Origin of the sequence: Actinomadura citrea (assembly GCF_013409045.1) — a bacterium.
GTDB lineage: Bacteria > Actinomycetota > Actinomycetes > Streptosporangiales > Streptosporangiaceae > Spirillospora > Spirillospora citrea.
In genome coordinates, this window is the sequence record NZ_JACCBT010000001.1 from 1,665,571 (window position 1) to 1,683,992 (window position 18,422).

16 protein-coding genes and 1 tRNA gene are annotated in these 18,422 nt (G+C 72.0%); 11 read left to right on the forward strand and 6 right to left on the reverse strand.

Annotated elements, in window-relative coordinates; all coding sequences use genetic code 11:
* Positions 1-37: 37 nt before the first annotated feature.
* From eno to BJ999_RS08075, 4 genes are all read left to right on the forward strand, one after another.
* Positions 38-1,321, forward strand: a complete 1,284-nt coding sequence (eno, locus tag BJ999_RS08060; protein WP_179838404.1) for a phosphopyruvate hydratase — start codon at positions 38-40, stop codon at positions 1,319-1,321.
* A 78-nt stretch (positions 1,322-1,399) separates the two neighbouring features.
* Positions 1,400-1,864, forward strand: a complete 465-nt coding sequence (locus BJ999_RS08065; protein WP_179832698.1) for an FtsB family cell division protein — start codon at positions 1,400-1,402, stop codon at positions 1,862-1,864.
* Positions 1,865-1,915: 51 nt separating this feature from the next.
* On the forward strand, positions 1,916-2,461 hold the full coding sequence (locus tag BJ999_RS08070) for a DUF501 domain-containing protein (protein ID WP_179832699.1): 546 nt from the start codon (positions 1,916-1,918) through the stop codon (positions 2,459-2,461).
* The gene (locus BJ999_RS08075; RefSeq protein WP_179832700.1) at positions 2,458-3,411 is read left to right on the forward strand and encodes a Ppx/GppA phosphatase family protein; all 954 of its coding nucleotides are present in this window, start codon (positions 2,458-2,460) and stop codon (positions 3,409-3,411) included. The genes BJ999_RS08070 and BJ999_RS08075 overlap by 4 nt, the downstream gene beginning before the upstream one ends.
* A gap of 157 nt (positions 3,412-3,568) precedes the next feature.
* Here BJ999_RS08075 and BJ999_RS41255 read toward each other — a convergent pair whose 3' ends face one another.
* Positions 3,569-4,345 (reverse strand): DUF2510 domain-containing protein, encoded by a 777-nt coding sequence (locus BJ999_RS41255; RefSeq protein ID WP_218934988.1) that lies wholly within the window; start codon positions 4,343-4,345, stop codon positions 3,569-3,571.
* Between the two features lie 140 nt (positions 4,346-4,485).
* On the opposite strand from BJ999_RS41255, the gene BJ999_RS08085 reads away from it, so the two are divergent.
* A complete protein-coding gene (locus BJ999_RS08085) occupies positions 4,486-5,307 on the forward strand; it encodes a uracil-DNA glycosylase (protein WP_179832701.1) in 822 nt (273 codons plus the stop codon).
* On the opposite strand, the gene BJ999_RS08090 is transcribed toward BJ999_RS08085, so the two are convergent.
* On the reverse strand, positions 5,304-5,933 hold the full coding sequence (locus BJ999_RS08090) for a DUF4232 domain-containing protein (protein WP_179832702.1): 630 nt from the start codon (positions 5,931-5,933) through the stop codon (positions 5,304-5,306). The genes BJ999_RS08085 and BJ999_RS08090 overlap by 4 nt on opposite strands.
* Positions 5,934-6,180: 247 nt before the next feature.
* Between BJ999_RS08090 and BJ999_RS08095 the strand changes: the two genes are divergently transcribed.
* The 3 genes from BJ999_RS08095 to BJ999_RS08105 all read left to right on the forward strand — a co-directional run bounded on the left by BJ999_RS08095 (position 6,181) and on the right by BJ999_RS08105 (position 8,872).
* Positions 6,181-7,530 carry an NAD(P)/FAD-dependent oxidoreductase gene (locus tag BJ999_RS08095; RefSeq protein ID WP_179832703.1) on the forward strand — a complete coding sequence of 450 codons (1,350 nt, stop codon included), beginning with the start codon at positions 6,181-6,183 and terminating at the stop codon, positions 7,528-7,530.
* 113 nt (positions 7,531-7,643) lie between these two features.
* Positions 7,644-7,716: transfer RNA gene (locus BJ999_RS08100), tRNA-Leu, on the forward strand.
* A 364-nt stretch (positions 7,717-8,080) separates the two neighbouring features.
* A complete protein-coding gene (locus tag BJ999_RS08105) occupies positions 8,081-8,872 on the forward strand; it encodes a Bax inhibitor-1/YccA family protein (RefSeq protein ID WP_179832704.1) in 792 nt (263 codons plus the stop codon).
* 173 nt (positions 8,873-9,045) lie between these two features.
* Here BJ999_RS08105 and BJ999_RS08110 read toward each other — a convergent pair whose 3' ends face one another.
* The 3 genes from BJ999_RS08110 to BJ999_RS08120 form a co-directional block, all read right to left on the reverse strand.
* Complete coding sequence (locus BJ999_RS08110) at positions 9,046-9,273, reverse strand: DUF4287 domain-containing protein (RefSeq protein WP_179832705.1); 228 nt, start codon at positions 9,271-9,273, stop codon at positions 9,046-9,048.
* Between the two features lie 227 nt (positions 9,274-9,500).
* Positions 9,501-10,721: an acetyl-CoA C-acetyltransferase gene (locus BJ999_RS08115; RefSeq protein ID WP_179832706.1), complete on the reverse strand. Its 1,221-nt coding sequence runs from the start codon at positions 10,719-10,721 to the stop codon at positions 9,501-9,503.
* Between the two features lie 126 nt (positions 10,722-10,847).
* Positions 10,848-12,053 carry an SGNH/GDSL hydrolase family protein gene (locus BJ999_RS08120; RefSeq protein WP_179832707.1) on the reverse strand — a complete coding sequence of 402 codons (1,206 nt, stop codon included), beginning with the start codon at positions 12,051-12,053 and terminating at the stop codon, positions 10,848-10,850.
* 186 nt (positions 12,054-12,239) lie between these two features.
* Between BJ999_RS08120 and BJ999_RS08125 the strand changes: the two genes are divergently transcribed.
* The gene (locus BJ999_RS08125; protein ID WP_179832708.1) at positions 12,240-13,628 is read left to right on the forward strand and encodes a cystathionine beta-synthase; all 1,389 of its coding nucleotides are present in this window, start codon (positions 12,240-12,242) and stop codon (positions 13,626-13,628) included.
* A gap of 148 nt (positions 13,629-13,776) precedes the next feature.
* Here the strand turns inward: BJ999_RS08125 and BJ999_RS08130 are convergent, their stop codons facing one another.
* Complete coding sequence (locus BJ999_RS08130) at positions 13,777-15,936, reverse strand: MMPL family transporter (RefSeq protein WP_179832709.1); 2,160 nt, start codon at positions 15,934-15,936, stop codon at positions 13,777-13,779.
* A gap of 155 nt (positions 15,937-16,091) precedes the next feature.
* Between BJ999_RS08130 and BJ999_RS08135 the strand changes: the two genes are divergently transcribed.
* Together BJ999_RS08135 and BJ999_RS08140 are read left to right on the forward strand one after the other, a co-directional pair.
* Entirely contained in the window at positions 16,092-17,240 is a 1,149-nt protein-coding gene (locus tag BJ999_RS08135; protein ID WP_179832710.1) for a cystathionine gamma-synthase, read from the forward strand.
* A gap of 134 nt (positions 17,241-17,374) precedes the next feature.
* A complete protein-coding gene (locus tag BJ999_RS08140) occupies positions 17,375-18,415 on the forward strand; it encodes an alpha/beta hydrolase (RefSeq protein ID WP_229810264.1) in 1,041 nt (346 codons plus the stop codon).
* Positions 18,416-18,422: the final 7 nt, after the last annotated feature.

The following is an 18,422-nucleotide window of genomic DNA, read 5'->3' on the forward strand; positions in this document are numbered from 1 at the left end:
GACCGCACCGACCATCCGCACCATCAGGGGGTTCCCCGTGTCGTCGATCGAGGCCGTACTCGCCCGGGAGATCCTTGACTCCCGCGGCAACCCGACCGTCGAGGTCGAGGTGCTGCTCGCCGATGGGACCGAGGCGCACGCGGCGGTCCCGAGCGGCGCCTCCACCGGCCAGTTCGAGGCGGTCGAGCTGCGCGACGGAGGCGAGCGCTACGGCGGCAAGGGCGTCCGGAACGCCGTCAAGGCCGTCAACGAGACCATCGACGAGAAGCTCGTCGGCTACCCCGCCTCCGACCAGCGCCTGATCGACCAGCTGCTGATCGACCTCGACGGGACCCCCGGCAAGTCCGCGCTCGGCGCCAACGCCATCCTCGGCGTCAGCCTCGCCGTCGCCAAGGCGGCCGCCGACTCCGCGGGCCTGCCGCTGTTCCGGTACGTGGGCGGCCCGAACGCGCACCTGCTGCCCGTCCCGATGATGAACATCCTGAACGGCGGCGCGCACGCCGACACCAACGTCGACATCCAGGAGTTCATGATCGCGCCGATCGGCGCGGCCACCTTCGCCGAGGCGGTGCGCTGGGGCGCCGAGACCTACCACGCGCTGAAGTCGGTGCTGAAGTCCAAGGGCCTCAACACCGGCCTCGGCGACGAGGGCGGCTTCGCCCCCGAGCTGCCGAGCAACCGGGACGCCCTCGACCTCATCCTGGAGGCGATCCGCAAGGCCGGCTTCACCCCCGGCCGCGACATCGCCCTCGCGCTGGACGTCGCCGCCACCGAGTTCCACGCCGACGGCCAGTACGCGTTCGAGGGCACCAAGCGGTCCGCCGACGACATGGCCGCCTACTACGGCGAGCTGCTCGGCAGCTACCCGCTCGTCTCCATCGAGGACCCCCTCGACGAGGAGGACTGGGCCGGCTGGGAGGGCCTCACCGCCGCCGTCGGCGACCGCGTCCAGCTCGTCGGCGACGACCTTTTCGTCACCAACCCCGAGCGCCTCGGCCGCGGTATCAAGTCCGGCGCCGCCAACGCGCTGCTGGTCAAGGTCAACCAGATCGGCACGCTCAGCGAGACCCTCGACGCCGTCTCGCTCGCGCAGACCAGCGGCTACCGCTGCATGATGAGCCACCGCTCCGGCGAGACCGAGGACACCACGATCGCCGACCTCGCCGTCGCGACCAACTGCGGCCAGATCAAGACCGGCGCCCCCGCCCGCAGCGACCGGGTCGCCAAGTACAACCAGCTGCTGCGCATCGAGGAGCTGCTGGACGACGCCGCCCGCTACGCCGGCGCCGCCGCGTTCCCGCGCTTCGACGCGCAGGGCTGAGCCGCGTGACCCGGCGGGCGGCGTCTCCGTCCCGCCGGGCACCGGGTTCCGGCAGCCGAGCCACAGGCAGGGGACACGATGGCGCAGGGCGACGACCACGAGACCGGCCACGGCGACGCCGACCGCGGGTCGGGCGAGCACGGGGCGCGGAGCGGCCGGACACGCCGCTCGAACCCGGCGCTGACGAGCCGCGCCGCCATCCTCGCGGTCGTGATGTGCGCGATCGCGCTGAGCCTCGCCTACCCTGTTCGCGAGTACATCGCCCAGCGCAAGGAGATCGCCGATCTGCGCCGCCAGGAGGCGGTGTCCCGCCGCCAGGTCGAGATCCTCGCCCAACGCAAGCAACAGCTGGGCGACAAGTCGTACATTGAGCGTGAGGCGACGCGGCGGCTCCATTACTGTCGTCCTGACGTGAAGTGCTACATCGTCCTGGACGGCGGCGAAGGGGACGGGCAGCAGTCCCGCAAGAGCGGAACGGAGAGCAGGCCACCCTGGTACGAGACGCTGTGGCGGTCGGTGGAGGCCGCCGACAGGCCCCGCTGACGTTCCTTGAGGCGCGGAGGAGAACGGATCCCCGGATCCGCGGGTGGATACATGATCGATGCACGTGACACGGCCGCGGTCGCGGCCCAGCTCGGGCGCGAGCCGCGCGGCGTCCGCCGTGTGGCGGGACGCTGCCCGTGCGGGCTGCCCGCCGTGATCGAGACGGCGCCGCGGCTCCCGGACGGGACGCCCTTCCCCACGCTGTTCTACCTGACGTGCCCGAAGGCGGCCTCGGCCATCGGGACGCTGGAGGGGAGCGGCGTCATGCGCGACATGCAGGCCAGGCTCGCCGACGACCCGTCCCTGGCGGCGAAGTACGCCGCCGCCCACGAGGACTACCTGCGCCGCCGCGACGAGGCCGCACGCGAGGACGGCGTCGAACCGCTTCCCGAGGGCATGCAGAGCGCCGGCGGAATGCCGGAGCGCGTCAAGTGCCTGCACGCCCTCGTCGCGCACGAGCTGGCGGTGCCGGGCGGCAACCCGTTCGGCCGCGAAGCCCTGGACGCGCTGCCCGACTGGTGGCGCTCGGGGCCCTGCGTCCAGATCGAACCTGGCGAACCTGTCGAATCGGAACCTGAACCCGGGGAGGCGCGGTGACGCGCGTCGCGGCCATCGACTGCGGGACCAACTCGGTCCGCCTGCTGATCGCCGACATCGCGGCCGGAGGCGGTGACGGCGAGGGCGCCGCCACCCTGACCGACGTCGAGCGCCGGATGGAGATCGTCCGGCTGGGGGAGGGCGTCGACGAGACCGGGCGGCTGTCGCCCGCCGCGCTGGAGCGCACCTTCACCGCGATGCGCGGGTACGCCGAGCTGATCGAGCGGCACGGCGACGGGCACGGGCCGGTCAAGACCCGGGTGGTGGCGACCAGCGCGACCCGCGACGCCGCCAACCGGGCCGACTTCGTCAGCGGCGTCGTCGACATCTTCGGCGTCGTCCCCGAGGTGATCAGCGGGGACGAGGAGGCCGGGCTGTCGTTCACCGGCGCCACCCGCGAGCTGGCGAAGCTGCGCCCCGCCCGCCCCTACCTGGTCGTCGACATCGGCGGCGGGTCCACCGAGATCGTGCTCGGCAGCTCCTCGGCGGCCGCGGCCCGCTCCATCGACATCGGCTGCGTGCGGATGACCGAGCGGCACCTCAAGGACGACCCGCCCTCGCCCGAGCAGATCTCCAACGCCGCCGCCGACATCGACACCGCGCTCGCCGCCGTCCGGGAGACCGTCCCGGTGGACGAGGCGCGCACCCTCGTGGGGCTCGCCGGATCCGTCACCACGGTCGCCGGCATCGCGCTGGACCTGCCGAGCTACGAGCCGGACCGCATCCACCTGGCACGGATCACCGCCGGCCAGGTGCACGAGGTGACGCGGCGGCTGCTGCACGCCACCCGCGCCGAGCGCGCCGAGTTCGGCGTCATGCACCCCGGCCGCGTCGACGTGATCGGCGCGGGCGCGCTCATCCTCGACCGGATCATGCGCGAGTACGGGTTCGGGGCCGTCGTCGTCAGCGAGCACGACATCCTCGACGGCATCGCCTGGTCGCTGTGTTGATTCAGTCCCGGCCCACTTCGCTCGCCTGGCGGCTCGCTACGTGACCGTGCCTGGGCGAACGCGGCATCGCTTCGCGATCTGCCCGGTTCCGCTCGCCTCCGGCTTCGCTCCACCGGGCAGGTCACGCGTTCGCGTGCGTGGCCCAGGCCCTTCCGCCCTAGTGCTTGAGCCGCGCCAGCAGGGCGGGGATCAGCACCGCGTTCGGGTTCTGCTGCGGGACGTAGAGGATCGGCGTGGTGCCGCCGGCCTGCTGGATCCAGACCCGTCCCCGGTCGACGGTCGCGGCGGAGATCGACGACCAGCTCAGCGAAACCCGGTTGCCGCGCACGCCGCCCGGATGAACGGTCAGCCCCTGCGCCACGTCGACCGACTCGCCCGCGCGGACGCGGCCGGCCAGTTCCTCGACGAGCCGCGGCTCCGCGTGCTCCTGGCAGAGCTGGATCAGCCGCCCCCAGACGCGCTCCGGGTCGCCGTCCGGGCCCGGCGCGCGGCCGGGCAGCGCGCCCGGCTCGATCACCACCTCCACGCGGAGCCCGCCGCGGAACGGGTACCGCCCCGCCTGGAAGATCCACTGGGTGCCGGGGAGGTGGCCGCCGCCCGCCGGGCGCTCCGCCGCCCAGTACGCCACCCACTCCACGTGCGGCCAGGCGAGCGAGGCGTCCCCGTAGGCGACGCCCTGGTCGTCGGCGTGCAGGTGCAGGCCGCGCACGTTCACCTCCAGGGAGGGGACGGACGGGGCGCGGTCCCAGGTCGGCGCGTGCGGGGCGGCGTGGTGAGCCCCGCCGGCGGACCCGGTGTCCTGCGGCTGCTCCCTGCGCGGGAGCCGGGGCGGCCGGTCGGGCTCGGGGTTCAGCCGCTCGGTCCAGGTCTCGCCGTCCCACCAGCGCAGGCTGCCCGTGCCGTAGGGGTCGGGGTACCAGCCTGGTTGCGACACTCCTGCCTCCCGCTTCGCACAACGCGCGTGCCGAGACACCTGCCTCCCCGACCGGCGAACGCATCGTACCGACCGGACCCGCCTCCCACCCGCCATGGGCGGAACCCGGCCATCGCCTGTGGCGTGGGACGATCGGTGGTATGCCGCCCGCCAACCCTCCGTTCGTGCCGCCCGGGTCAGGGTGGCCGGAAGACCCCGCCGCCCCCGCGACCCCCGTCGCGCACGGCGCAGGCGACGTCATCGAGTTGGCCGCCGGGGCGCCCGATCTGCACGAGCTGTGCGCCCGCCAGTCGGTGTGCCGCGCCTGCGACCGGCTCGTGGAGTGGCGGGAGAAGGTCGCCGTCCAGCGCCGCCGGGCCTTCGCGGACGAGCGGTACTGGGGCCGTCCCGTCGCCGGATGGGGCGACGAGCGGCCGCGCATCCTGATCGTCGGGCTGGCCCCGGCCGCGCACGGCGGCAACCGCACCGGCCGCATCTTCACCGGCGACCGCTCCGGCGACTGGCTGTTCGCGTCCCTGCACCGGGTCGGGCTGGCGGCCCGGCCGACCAGCGTCCACGCGGGCGACGGGCAGCGGCTGCTCGGTGCGCGGATGGCGGCGACCGTCCGGTGCGCCCCGCCCGACAACAAGCCGACGCCCCTGGAGCGGACGACCTGCCTGCCGTGGCTCGCGCGCGAGGTCGAGCAGGTCGCCCCGAGCGTCCGCTGCGTGGTGTGCCTCGGCGGGTTCGCCTGGCAGGGCGTGTGGCCCGCGCTGAAGCAGGCCGGGTACGCGGTGCCGCGCCCCCGGCCGAAGTTCGGCCACGGCGCCGAGGTCGAGCTGGCGCCACCGCCGTCGGCTTCCCGGCGCGACCCCGTCCTGCTGCTGGGCTGCTACCACCCGAGCCAGCAGAACACCTTCACCGGCCGCGTCACCGAGGACATGCTGGACGCGGTCTTCGTCCGCGCCCGCGACTTCCACTAGGCCGGAGGGGTCGTGGCGAGGGGCGTCAGCCGGATCTCGCCGTACCGGCAGACCGGCCCGTACCGCCACTTCCCGTTCATGGGCTCGGTCTGGTTCGGCGGGATCACTCTCAGGGCGGTCGCGACGGGCTCGCAGGTCGTCCCCGTCTCGTCGCCGGCGGGGACGACCGCCCAGTGCAGCCGCTCGTAGGCGTGGCCGCCGCCGGGGATCACGATCGTGCGCGCCCTTCCCTCCCGGAAGACCCTGGTGGGGATCTTCCCGGCCGCACCGAGGAGCTGGAGCCCGGACCAGCCGCCGGCCGTGCAGGGCCTTCCGGACTTGTTGGTCAGCGTGAGCGCCGCGTAGCGGTCGCCGGTGCCCGCGTCGAGACCACTGAGGGTCACGGTGAGCATTCCCGTGGTGCAGTGCGGCTCCTGTGCGCCGGTCCCGTTCCCGGGGCTGACGGAGGGCGTCGCCTGCCCACCGGTCGTCGGGTCGGGCGAGCCGAAGTGCGCGCCACCGGTCGGCGTGGGCGTCGGGCCGTCCCCCTCGGACGATGTGCGCCCGGCGGTCGAGCTGCTTCCGCCGCAACCCGCGAGAGCGGTGAAGGCGGCGACGGTGATGGTCCCCCAGATGATTCGTGGCATCACTTCCCCCGTGGGAGCCGTCCTGCAAAGAGTTCGACGGCGAGGCAGGGCCTTGGCCAAGCGGCCGTGGCGCGGCGGACCGGCCCCTGCACCGATCCGCCGCCCGCGACCGCTTGGCGCCCCCGTCGGGCCCTGACCTCGCCGTCTCCCTATTGGCGGTACATCGATTGAGATGTCGGGCGCGCTGAGGAAGTTCGCGCCTCTCCTGGGGCGTGAGCCCGCGGCATAACCGGGTATCGCTCCGGATATGCCAATCCAGCGCACGAAACAGATCGTGATCGTCGGCGGCGGGTACGTCGGCATGTACACGGCCCTGCGCCTGCAGAAGAGGCTGCGCGGCGAACTGCGTCGCGGCGAGGTCGCCGTCACCGTCATCGACCCGCAGTCCTACATGACCTACCAGCCCTTCCTGCCGGAGGCGGCCGCGGGGAACCTGGAGCCCCGCCACGTCGTCGCGCCGCTGCGCAAGGTCCTGAACCGCTGCCGCATCGTGAACGGGTTCGTGACGCGGATCGACAGCGCCTCCCGGCGGGTCACCCTCCGGCCCGCCGGAGCGCACACCGCCGGCGTGCCGGAGCGGGAGGTGGAGTACGACATGCTCGTGATCAGCCTCGGCTCCATCTCGCGGACCCTGCCCATCCCGGGCCTCGCCGAGAGCGGGATCGGCTTCAAGACCGTCGAAGAGGCGATCTTCCTGCGCAACCACGTCCTGCACCAGCTCGACATCGCCGCGTCCAACCCGGACAACGAGACCGTCCGCAGGCGCGCCCTCACCTTCGTGTTCGTCGGTGCCGGGTTCGCGGGCGTCGAGGCCATGGCCGAGCTGGAGGACATGGCCCGCGACGCCTGCAAGTGGTACCCGACGATCGACGAGAAGGAGATGCGCTGGATGATGGTCGAGGCCACCGACCGCATCCTCCCCGAGGTGGGCCCCGAGATGGGCCGCTGGACCGCCGAGGCCCTGCGCCGCCGCGGCATCGAGGTCAAGATGAACACGCTGCTCAAGTCCGCCGAGAAGCGGCGCATGGTGCTGAGCGACGGCGAGGAGTTCGAGGCCGGCACCCTCGTCTGGACGGCCGGCGTGAAACCGCACCCCGTCGTCAGGGAGAGCGACCTGCCCCTGGACGACAAGGGCCGCATCAAGGCCACCGCCGAACTCACCGTCGAAGGGCTCGACGGCGTCTACGCCGCCGGCGACAACGCCGCCGTGCCCGACCTCACCGATACCGGGGACTTCACCGCGCCCAACGCCCAGCACGCCGTCCGGCAGGCCAAGCGCCTCGCCGACAACATCGTGGCGGACCTGCGCGGCAAGCCCCGCAAGCCGTACGTGCACGCCTACGTCGGCTCGGTCGCCGGCCTCGGCCTGCACAAGGGCGTCGCCAACGTCTACGGGCTCAAGCTCCGCGGCCTCCCCGCGTGGTTCATGCACCGCACCTACCACCTGTCGCGCATGCCGACCGTCAACCGCAAGTTCCGCATCACCATGGACTGGACGCTCTCCGCGTTCTTCCGCCGCGAGATCGTCTCGCTGGGAGAACTCGAATGGCCCCGCCAGGAGTTCGAACTCGCCGCCGGCCGCAAGCACGACATCTGACAACCGCCCTTGACCGCCCGGACCGTTCCACTGGCCGAACCCGGCCGCCGGAGCTCCATTCTCACGGCCCCCGGAGACGGCGGTGACAGCCACTGACTCGATATGATGACCCCGCCCCTGTAGCCCAACGGCAGAGGCGGGCTCCCTAAAAGAGCCAGTGTGTCGGTTCGAGTCCGACCAGGGGCACGTGCGGCGAACCCTGCTCGCCGATCTCTGATCGGCTTCGCCGGGGCTCGCAGTGTCCGCCCAGGGGGCGACCCCCTGGAACCCCCGATGCTCGGGCTCCGCCCTCGCGGAGGCTCGGCTTCGCCATCGCATTCCCGGTGGCTGAGGTCGGCGCGTGTCTGGCCGGTGCTCGGCTTCGCCTTCGCTCTCCGGCCGGGGTCTGTGAGCACCCGCGGATGCTCGGCTTCGCCTTCGCTTACCCGGGCCGGGGCGTGCGCGTCTGTGAGGGCCTAGGACCGGTGGCCGGTGAACGGGGTTTTGGGCTGATCAACTGGGGGGACTGCGGTTTAGACTGGTGGGTCACGTCGGCCGAAGTGGAGACCTGATGGAGAGCAGAAACCCCGCGTTCCGGGGGAGCGCCTTCGACCAGCGGGCCGGAGGGTACGGCGCGCAGCCCTACGGAGGGGCCGGGTACGGCGCGCCCGGGTACGCGCCGGCCGCCACCAGGCCGATGACCATGGACGACGTCGTCGTCCGCGGGTTCCTGACGCTCGCGACGCTGATGATCACGGCGGCGCTGGCGTGGGCGCTCGTGCCCACCTCGCTCGCCGCGCCCGTGCTGGTCGTGGCGCTCATCGCCGAGATCGGCATCTGGGCGTTCATCGCGTTCGGCCGCAAGGCGAACGCGGCGACGGTGCTGGCGTTCGCCGCGGTCTACGGCGTCGTCGTCGGCCTCGTCAGCCACTCCTACAACGACCTCTACCACGGGGTGGTCTTCCAGGCGGTGGTCGGGACGGCGCTGGCGTTCGGCGCCACCCTCGCCGTCTACGCGCTGCGCATCGTCCGGGTCACGCCCAAGTTCGCCCGCTTCGTCATGGCCGCCGGGCTCGCGCTGATCGGGTTGATGATCGTCAACCTGGTGGTGCACCTGTTCGGCGGCGACCACGGGATCGGGATCCGCGACCCCGGCAGCCCGCTCGCCTACATCTTCAGCGTCGCCGCGATCCTCGTCGGCTGCTTCTTCCTGCTGCTCGACTTCGACGCGGTCGAGACCGGGGTCCGGACGGGGGCGCCCGAGAAGTTCGCCTGGTACTGCGCCTTCGGGCTGGTGCTGAGCCTGGTGTGGATCTACCTGGAGATCCTGCGCCTGCTCAGCTACTTCTCCGGGCGCGACTAGCCCTCGCGACGATCAGCCCCGCGCCGGACGGCGTGGGGCTGATCTGTGCGGGATCTCTGCGCCAAGGTCGTGGCGCTCAGCGGCACGACGGCGGGGGCATCCTCTGGCGGGATCCCGCCACGTTCGTTGTGAAGTCCGACCGCGCGTCCTCCCGGGGGAGGCGCGTGCTCAGTTCAGTAGTGGCGGGCGCGGCGCGTGCGCTCGTGCTCGCGGACCAGGGCGGCGGCGTAGCCGTGGGACAGGTTGTGCTCCTCGGCCAGCCAGGTGCTGCGTTCCTCGCAGCGGGTGAACGAGGGCCCGTCCTCGATCGTGGTGAACCACTCGGGGATGTCACGTCCGGTGACTTGCGGAATGCGGGCTATCAGCTTGCTGTGGGTCTCCGGCGAGTGGTTCAGTGACAATTGGCACCTCCAGGTCGCGGGGCTCTTCCTGCCGACTCTGCAACACCTCTCCGCATGTGACAACCCCCTAACGGGGACCTATCTATTGCGTTACGTAGATCATCTGTAACGGGGATGATCCCCGGAAACGCGCAGGTGGCCCGCATGAAGCCGCCCGTGGGCGGTTTCGTGCGGGCCACCATGCGCTGGTGTGGGTTCCGTTTCCCCAGGCAAGGTCGGGCTTACCTCTAGGAGAGGCGCTCCAGGACCATGGCCATGCCCTGGCCTCCGCCCACGCACATCGTCTCCAGACCGAACTGCTTGTCGTGGAACCTGAGGCCGTTGAGGAGCGTGGAGGTGATCCGGGCGCCGGTCATGCCGAAGGGGTGGCCGACCGCGATCGCGCCGCCGTTGACGTTCAGCTTGTCGTGGTCGATGCCGAGCTCGTCGGCGGACGGCAGCACCTGCGCCGCGAACGCCTCGTTGATCTCGACGAGGTCGATGTCGTCGATCGTCATCCCGGCCTTGGCGAGGGCCCTGCGGGACGCCTCCACCGGGCCGAGGCCCATGATCTCGGGAGACAGGCCGGTGACGCCGGTCGACACGATGCGGGCCAGCGGGGTGATGCCGAGCTCGGCGGCCTTGGTGTCGCTCATGACCACGACCGCGGCGGCGCCGTCGTTCAGCGGGCAGCAGTTGCCGGCGGTGACCGTCCCGTCCGGGCGGAACACCGGCTGGAGCTGCGACACCTTCTCGTAGGTGGTGCCGGGGCGGGGGCCGTCGTCCTTGGCGGCGACGGAGCCGTCCGGGAGCGTCACCGGGGTGATGTCCTTCTCCCAGAACCCGTTGGCGAGGGCCTTCTCGGCGAGGTTCTGCGAGCGGACGCCGAACTCGTCCTGCGCCTGCCGGGACACGCCGCGCAGGGCCGCCACGTTCTCGGCGGTCTGGCCCATCGCGATGTAGATGTCGGGCAGGGCGCCGTCCTCGCGCGGGTCGTGCCACGCGGGGGCGCCGCCCTCGCCGGCCTTGGCGGTGCGGCCCTGGGCATCGGCGAACAGCGGGTTCTGCGTGTCGGGCAGGCCGTCGCTGCTGCCCTTGGCGAACCGGCTGACGGTCTCGACCCCCGCCGAGACGATGACGTCGGCCTCCCCGGCGCGGATCGCGTGCAGCGCCATCCGCGTCGTCTGGAGCGAGGACGAGCAGTACCGGGTGATGGTGGCGCCGGGCACGTTGTCCCAGCCCAGCAGGACCGACACCACGCGCCCCATGTTGTAGCCCTGCTCGCCGCCGGGCAGGCCGCAGCCGAGCAGCAGGTCGTCGATCTGGCTCGGGTCCAGCTGCGGGACCTTCGCCATCGCGGCGGTGATCATCTGGGCGGTGAGGTCGTCGGGCCGGATGTCCTTGAGCGACCCCTTGAAGGCGCGCCCGATCGGCGAGCGCGCGGTTGCGACGATGACTGCCTCGGGCATGTGCGGGTCTCCTTCTCAGCGGCCAACGGTGTTACTCACCGGTCACCAGCAATCTAGCCGCTGGTCCCCCGCGGCGTACACGCCGCCCCCCGGGCCTGATGGACGGCGCGTCCAATAAGTGCGGGCTTACCTCGCCCACCTGGGCCAGGTCCCGGCGGCCGGGTGACCGCCGCCCCATGCGCCCGGGACGCCGAGCACCGGAGAGTGGGACCGACGCCACCGGCGAGGCCACCGCCAGCGCGGGCGGAGGCTCGGCCGGTGTCCCGGACGGCCGGGGCCCGCCACCGGTGACCGGGCGGGCCCCGGCTCCGTGAAGCCCCCGTCGTCCTCGGGGGGAAGGCGATCGGACCCGTGGCGCCGGGGCAGGCGCAGCGCGGGGCGGCGCAGCGGATACCGCAGCGTGGCCCAGCGGCCCCGGGGGCCGCGGTCGAGCCCGGCGACCGACGCGCCGCTGACCTCCGTACCGGCCCGTTCGGCGGCCTCGGCGGCGGCCAGGTAGACGGGGAGGACGTCCGCGGTCAGGTGGTCGGACAGGTCGTGGCCGAGGCCCAGCGCGGATGCCATCGACGGCAGCACGGCGGCCGACGCGGCGGCGTAGCCCCGGGCGGACGGGTGGTAGCGGTCCTCGCTGAACATCGAGAGCGGGTCGGCGGCGAACTCGCGGCCGAGCAGATCGCCGAGCGACACCGACCGGCCGCCGCGCTCGACGACGGAGATCGTCTGGGCGGCGGCGAGCTGCCGGCTCGCCCGCCGCGCGAACCAGCGCAGCGGCGGCATCAGCGACTTGACGGAGCCGAGGTCGGGGCAGGTGCCGACGACGACCTCGCCGCCGGCGCCGCGCAGCCGCTCCACCGCGCGGGCGAGGTGGCGGACGGACTCGGTGGCCGGGACCCGCCCGGTCACGTCGTTGGCGCCGATCATGATGACGGCGACGTCGGGACGGGCTTGCAGGGCCTGGTCGACCTGGCCGCCCAGCGCCTGCGAGCGGGATCCGGACCGGGCCACGTTCGTCAGCCGGACGGGACGTCGCGCGATCGCGGACAGCCCGGCCGCGAGCAGCGCGGCGGGCGTCTCCTCCGAGGCGTGCACGCCGAGCCCGGCGGCGGTCGAGTCGCCGAGGACGACCAGCGACAGCGGCTCACCGCCGCGCGTCCCGCCGTACAGCCCGTCGGCGATCGGCGGGTCGCCGTTCGGCCGTGCGAGGATGGTCCTGCGGGCGAGCCTGGCCTGCATCAGCAGCAGGCCGAACGTGATGCCGCCGAGTGCGGTGATGCCTCCACCGCCGTAGGCCGCGGCGGCGGCGATGCGCCGCGCGGTGAATGCTCTCCACATACTGCGCTGACCCTCCGTGAATAAGTTCCTACCCACGCGAAAGGGCCGCGATACCTGCGGTGGCCGATCTCGGCTACCGTCGGGAACGGGAAACCTTTCGGCCCCCGCGCCGGTTCGCGCTTGTGACCGGCGGCGGAACAGGGCCGCATCATTAAGATCAACACACTGAACGACAAGGATGTCGCGGTGCACGTACACGACTCGCTCGTCGAACTGATGGGCAACACTCCGCTCGTCCGACTGCGCAAGGTGACCGCCGGCGTGGGGGGCGGCCGGGAGCCGCAGCTGTTCGCCAAGGTGGAGTACTTCAATCCCGGGGGGTCGGTGAAGGACCGCATCGCGGTCCGCATGATCGACGCCGCCGAGAAGTCCGGCGAGCTGCGCCCCGGCGGGACGATCGTCGAGCCGACGTCCGGCAACACCGGGGTCGGGCTCGCCATGGTCGCGCAGGAGCGTGGCTACCGCTGCGTCTTCGTCTGCCCCGACAAGGTCGGCAAGGACAAGATCGACGTGCTGCGGGCGTACGGCGCCGAGGTCGTCGTCTGCCCGACGGCGGTGAACCCCGAGCACCCCGACTCCTACTACTCGGTGTCGGACCGCCTGGTCACCGAGATCCCCGACGCGTGGAAGCCGAACCAGTACACCAACCCGCAGAACCCGCAGTCGCACTACGAGACGACCGGGCCGGAGCTGTGGGAGCAGACCGAGGGCCGCATCACGCACTTCGTCGCGGGCATCGGCACCGGCGGCACGATCAGCGGCGTCGGCCGGTACCTCAAGGAGGTCTCCGGCGGGCGGGTCCGGATCGTCGGCGCGGACCCGGAGGGCTCGGTCTACTCCGGCGGCAGCGGCCGCCCCTACCTCACCGAGGGCGTCGGCGAGGACATCTGGCCCGAGACCTACGACCGCGGCATCTGCGACGAGGTCATCGCGGTGTCCGACAAGGACTCCTTCACCATGACGCGCCGCCTCGCCCGCGAGGAGGCGCTGCTCGTCGGCGGGTCCTGCGGGATGGCCGTCGTCGCCGCGCTGCGCGTGGCCGAGCGCGCCGATCCGGACGCGGTGATCGTGGTGCTGCTGCCCGACGGCGGCCGCGGCTACCTCGGCAAGATCTTCAACGACAGCTGGATGGCGGACTACGGCTTCCTCACCCCCTCCACCGAGGAGGCGCGGGTCGGCGAGGTGCTCACCCGCAAGGGCGGCACGCTGCCGGAGTTCGTGCACGTCCACCCGCACGAGACCGTGCAGACCGCGATCGCCATCATGCGCGAGTACGAGGTGTCGCAGCTGCCGGTGATGAAGGAGGAGCCGCCGGTCATGGCGGCCGAGGTGGTCGGTTCGGTCGGGGAGACCGACCTGCTCGACATCATGGTGAAGGGCCAGGCCAAGATGACCGAGCCGGTCGAGTCGCACATGTCGGCGCCGCTGCCGACGCTCGGCTCCGGCGAGCCGGTCAGCAAGGCCGTCGGCGTCCTGGAGAAGTCCGGCGCCGCCGTCGTCCTCGTGGACGGCAAGCCCAAGGGCCTCATCACCCGGCAGGACCTGCTGGCGTTCCTGTCCGACGCCACCGGCTGACCCGGGGGAGACGACCGGAGAACGGCCGAGCGCCTGGAGATCGACGATCTCCAGGCGCTCGGCCGTTCAGGTGTCGGGTTGCGGGGCCCGGCCGGTGGGCGGCGTTATGGGCCGGCCCCCGCAACCCGACGTCTCGGGGGCGCCGCGGCTAGCCGCGGTACCCGGTCGGAGCGAAGTCCTCCCGCGTGTCGTTCGGCCGCGGCTGCTTCTTCGGCTCGTCGCCGTGGCCCGGCCACCAGGCCTTGTGGCCCAGCATCGCGGTGAGGCCCGGCACCAGGAAGGTGGACATCACGAAGGCCGACAGCGCGATGCCGATCGCCACCGAGAAGCCCATCTGCTGGAGCATCGAGACCGGCGCGAGCATCATCACCGAGAACGTGCCGGCCAGGATGAGGCCCGCCGCGGCGACCGTCGGGCCGCCGTGCTGGACGGCCAGGGCCGCGGCCTTCCGCGGGTCGTGGCCCTCCTTGGCCTCCTCGCGCAGCCGCGCCGTCATCAGGATGTTGTAGTCGGTCCCGATGGCCAGCACGAACAGGTAGAGGACGATCGGCAGCTGGAAGGTGACGCCGGCCTCGCCCATCGCGCCCTGGAAGACGTACACCGCGGAGCCGAGCGTCGCCGCGAAGCCGAGCAGGACGGCCACCACCAGGTAGATCGGCGCGACCACCGACCTCAGCAGCAGCGCCAGGATCAGCGCGATCAGCACCGCCGCCACCGGCAGGATCACCGACAGGTCGCGGTTGTTGACCGTGTTGATGTCGGAGAAGATCGCCGTCGATCCGCCGACGTAGGCGCGGGTGCCCTCCGGCGCCGCCTTGTGCACGGCGGGCGCCAGCTCGTCCTTGACCAGGGCGATCGCCTTGTTGGACGCCGGGTTGACCTTCAGTACCAGGTCGACCCGGGCCACGGTCTTGTCCTGGCCGGGGACGGGCTGCTGCACCTTGCCGACGCCGGGCGCGCTCTCGGCGGCCTGGCTGAACGACTGGAGCTGCTGCTGGGTGACCGGCTGACCGTTCTGGCTCTTGATGAACACCTGGACCGGGGTGGTCAGGCCGGGCGGGAAGCCCTTCTCCATGTCCTTGGTCGCCTGGGCGGACTCCGTGTCCTGCGGGAAGCCGGCCGCGAAGTCGTAGTCGGCCTTGAACCCGAGGGTGCCGAGCGCCAGCACGACCAGGACGAGCCCGGACGCCGCGGCGGCGACGGCGGGGCGCTTGCCGACACCGCGGCCGATGGCCGTGGAGAATTTGCCCTTCGGCTGCTTCTTCCACGCCTTGGACGGCCAGAAGACGGCGGTGCCGAGCAGCGAGACGAGCGCCGGGAACAGCGTCAGCGAGGTGATGCCCATCACGACGACGGCGATGGCGAGGGCCGGGCCCCAGGCGCTGAAGACGCCGAACGTCGCGAGCAGCAGGACCAGGAACGTCACGGCGATGGCGGCGGCGGCCGAGGAGATGACCTCGCCGACCCGCTCCACCGCGGTGATCATCGCGGTCTTCTTGTCGTCGCCGGCGCGCAGCCGCTCGCGGAACCGGAACATCAGGAACAGGTAGTAGTCGGCGCCGATGCCGAAGAGCACGATCAGGATGATGGTGCTGAGGCTGTCGTCGCCGGAGAACCCGAAGATCTTCGAGGCCGTGCCGATCAGACCCATCGCGACCTGCATGGTCACGGTGATGACGACGATCGGCAGCACCGCCGCCAGCGGGGCCCGGAAGATCAGCAGGATCAACCCGATGATCAGCACGAAGGTGGCGATGCCGACGATCTCGAAGGACTTGTTGAAGGAGTCCTCGTTGTCGACGAAGCCGGCGACGTCACCGCCGACCTTGGCCTCCATCCCGCTGTCCTTCAGCAGGGTGGGCAGGTCCTTGCGGATCTGCTTGACCGCGTCGCCCTGCTTCTCGCTGTCGGCCATCGAGGTGCCCTTCATCGGCACCATGATCACCTGGACGGCCTTGTTGGGCGCCACGGCCTCGGGGCCGGTCGCGAAGCCGAGGACCGTCGGCGGCTTCTTGGCGTTGAGCGTCTTGGCGGCCTCGTTCACCTTCGCGGTGTCCTGCGCCGTCAGCGCCTGGCCGTCGGAACGCTTCACCACGACGAGCGAGGAGGTGTCCTCCTGCTGCGGGAACGCCTTTTCAGCGATCTTGAGCGCCTGCACCGACTCGTACTTCGAGGGCAGGAAGTCGCCCTGGTCGGACTCGGTGGTGAGCTTGGGGGAGAGGGCGATGATGAGCACCGCGGCCACGAGCCAGGCCACGATCGTCCACCACGGGTGTCTCACGACGAAGCGCGCGAGCCGAGCGAACATGGGGGCTTCCTTAATTCACAGTCGTAGGGATACCTGTAAAACAGTAGAGACCGGACACGGCGCGGGGGTCACCCGCAGCGCCGAAATGCGGTGTGATACCTCCGGGGGAGCCTCTCCTCCTCTAGGAGGGGCGGGGAGTGGATAGCCTCGTACCCATGGACAACGAGGTTCAACGGGGGTTCGAGACCCTGGCCATCCACGCCGGGCAGGAGCCCGACCCGGCCACCGGCGCGGTCGTCCCGCCGATCTACCAGGTCTCGACGTACAAGCAGGACGGCATCGGGGGGCTGCGCGGGGGCTACGAGTACTCCCGGTCGGCCAACCCGACGCGTACCGCGCTGGAGGTATGCCTGGCCGAGACGGAGGGCGGCGCGCGGGGGCTGGCGTTCGCCTCCGGGCTCGCCGCCGAGGACGCGCTGCTGCGCACGGTCTGCAAGCCCGGTGCCCACGTCATCGTCCCGAACGACGCCTACGGCGGGACGTACCGGCTGTTCGCGAAGGTCGCCCAGCCGTGGGGGGTCGAGTTCGACCCGGTGCCGCTCAACGACATCGCCGCGGTGCGGGCGGCGGTCCTCCCCGAGACGAAGATCATCTGGGTGGAGACGCCCACCAACCCGCTGCTCGGCGTCGCCGACATCGCGGCCCTGGCCGCCGTCGCCCGGGACGCGGGGGCGCTGCTGGTCGTCGACAACACCTTCGCCTCGCCCTACCTCCAGCGGCCGCTGGAGCTCGGCGCGGACGTCGTCGTCCACTCCACCACCAAGTACATCGGCGGGCACTCCGACGTCGTCGGGGGCGCGCTGATCGCCGCGGACGCCGGCCTCGGGGAGCGGCTGGCGTTCCACCAGAACGCGATGGGCGCCGTCGCGGGCCCGTTCGACGCCTGGCTCACCCTGCGCGGGATCAAGACGCTCGGCGTGCGGATGGACCGGCACTGCGCCAACGCGGAGCGGGTCGTGGACCTGCTGACGCGGCACCCGTCCGTCCGGCAGGTCCTCTACCCGGGGCTGCCCGACCACCCGGGCCACGAGATCGCCGCCAAGCAGATGAAGGCGTTCGGCGGCATGGTCTCGTTCCGGATGGAGTCGGAGGAGGCCGCCGTCCGGGTCTGCGAGCGGACGAAGCTGTTCACGCTCGGCGAGTCGCTCGGCGGCGTCGAGTCGCTGATCGAGCACCCGGGGCGGATGACGCACGCCTCGGCGGCCGGATCACCGCTGGAGGTGCCCGCCGACCTGGTGCGGCTGTCGGTCGGCATCGAGGACGCCGCCGACCTGCTCCGCGATCTGGAGCAGGCGCTTTCCTGAGAATCGGCTGACCATTCCCCACCGGACTTGATCAAAACATCTATACTCAGCGCGCCAGGTTTGTGAAGAAAGGGCCCGGGGTGCGCAAAGTACTGGTCTGTGGGGCGGCGTTCGCCGCGACGTGTGTCTCCGCCGTGACCGTTCCCGTGGGAGCCCACGCGAACGAGCCGACGCCGACGCCGACGGTGTCCGTCCCGTCCGAGCCGTCCGAGCCGCCGGCGGGGACCCCGTCCGGCGGGCCGGAGACCGGGGCCCCCGGTACCGGCTCGCCGTCGGCGCCGTCCGCGACGCCGACTGAGGGCGGCCCGGCCGGCACGGACGGGGAGCCGGACGGCACGGTCACCGCGCAGGCGGTCATGGTGACGCCGCAGCTGCCGCGGTTCCGCACCTACGCCTACGGCAAGCTGCCCGCCCAGAAGATCGACGCCTACTGGCGCAAGCCGGGCCCCCGCGCCACGCCGCGGCCGGCCGTGCTGCTCCTGCACGGCGGCTACTGGCTGGAGGGCGACAAGGGCGGCGGCTGGAAGTACTTCGCGCGCCGGCTGACCGAGCAGGGCTTCGTGGTCCTGTCGGCCAACTACCGGCTCGCGCCCAAGGCGCAGTGGCCCGCCCAGCGCGACGACGCCATGGCGGCCCTCGACTTCATCAAGAAGCACGCCCAGGTGTGGAACGTCGACCCGAACCGCATCGCGGTCATGGGCTCGTCGGCCGGCGGGCACCTCGCGACGCAGCTCGGCACGTTCGGGACGGGCACCCGCCAGGTCCGCGGGGTGGTCGCGCTGTCGCCGCCGAACAACCCCTTCCTGGCCTTCCAGGACGGCGCGAAGCCGGACGCCTCGTTCACCGAGCGCAAGCTGCGGCAGGCCGTGGTCGGTCTCGTCCACTGCGTGCCCGGTGCGGCCGCCGCCCCGGACTGCTGGACGAAGCTGGACGACGCCAGCACCGTCACGCACGTCTCCGCGGACGACGCCCCGATGCTGCTGATGCACGCCACCGGCGACTTCGTCCCGGTCACCCAGAGCACCGGGCTGGCCGGCGCGCTGCGGGCCGCCGGGGTCCAGGCGACCGTCAAGACCGTCGAGGGCGACATGCACGCTTCGGACATGCTGAGCGACGAAAGCGTCTACCCGACGATCCTGGCCTGGCTCAAGAAGCGGCTGAACCCCGGCCAGTAGGGCCGGC

What these genes read in the sequence shown, in the direction of transcription:
- BJ999_RS08065 (WP_179832698.1), top strand. Translation starts at nt 1,400, where the DNA reads ATGGCGCAGGGCGACGACCACGAGACCGGCCACGGCGACGCCGACCGC.
- BJ999_RS08070 (WP_179832699.1), top strand. Translation starts at nt 1,916, where the DNA reads ATGATCGATGCACGTGACACGGCCGCGGTCGCGGCCCAGCTCGGGCGC.
- BJ999_RS08085 (WP_179832701.1), top strand. Translation starts at nt 4,486, where the DNA reads ATGCCGCCCGCCAACCCTCCGTTCGTGCCGCCCGGGTCAGGGTGGCCG.
- BJ999_RS08090 (WP_179832702.1), bottom strand. Translation starts at nt 5,933, where the DNA reads ATGCCACGAATCATCTGGGGGACCATCACCGTCGCCGCCTTCACCGCT.
- BJ999_RS08095 (WP_179832703.1), top strand. Translation starts at nt 6,181, where the DNA reads ATGCCAATCCAGCGCACGAAACAGATCGTGATCGTCGGCGGCGGGTAC.
- BJ999_RS08105 (WP_179832704.1), top strand. Translation starts at nt 8,081, where the DNA reads ATGGAGAGCAGAAACCCCGCGTTCCGGGGGAGCGCCTTCGACCAGCGG.
- BJ999_RS08115 (WP_179832706.1), bottom strand. Translation starts at nt 10,721, where the DNA reads ATGCCCGAGGCAGTCATCGTCGCAACCGCGCGCTCGCCGATCGGGCGC.
- BJ999_RS08120 (WP_179832707.1), bottom strand. Translation starts at nt 12,053, where the DNA reads ATGTGGAGAGCATTCACCGCGCGGCGCATCGCCGCCGCCGCGGCCTAC.
- BJ999_RS08130 (WP_179832709.1), bottom strand. Translation starts at nt 15,936, where the DNA reads ATGTTCGCTCGGCTCGCGCGCTTCGTCGTGAGACACCCGTGGTGGACG.
- BJ999_RS08135 (WP_179832710.1), top strand. Translation starts at nt 16,092, where the DNA reads ATGGACAACGAGGTTCAACGGGGGTTCGAGACCCTGGCCATCCACGCC.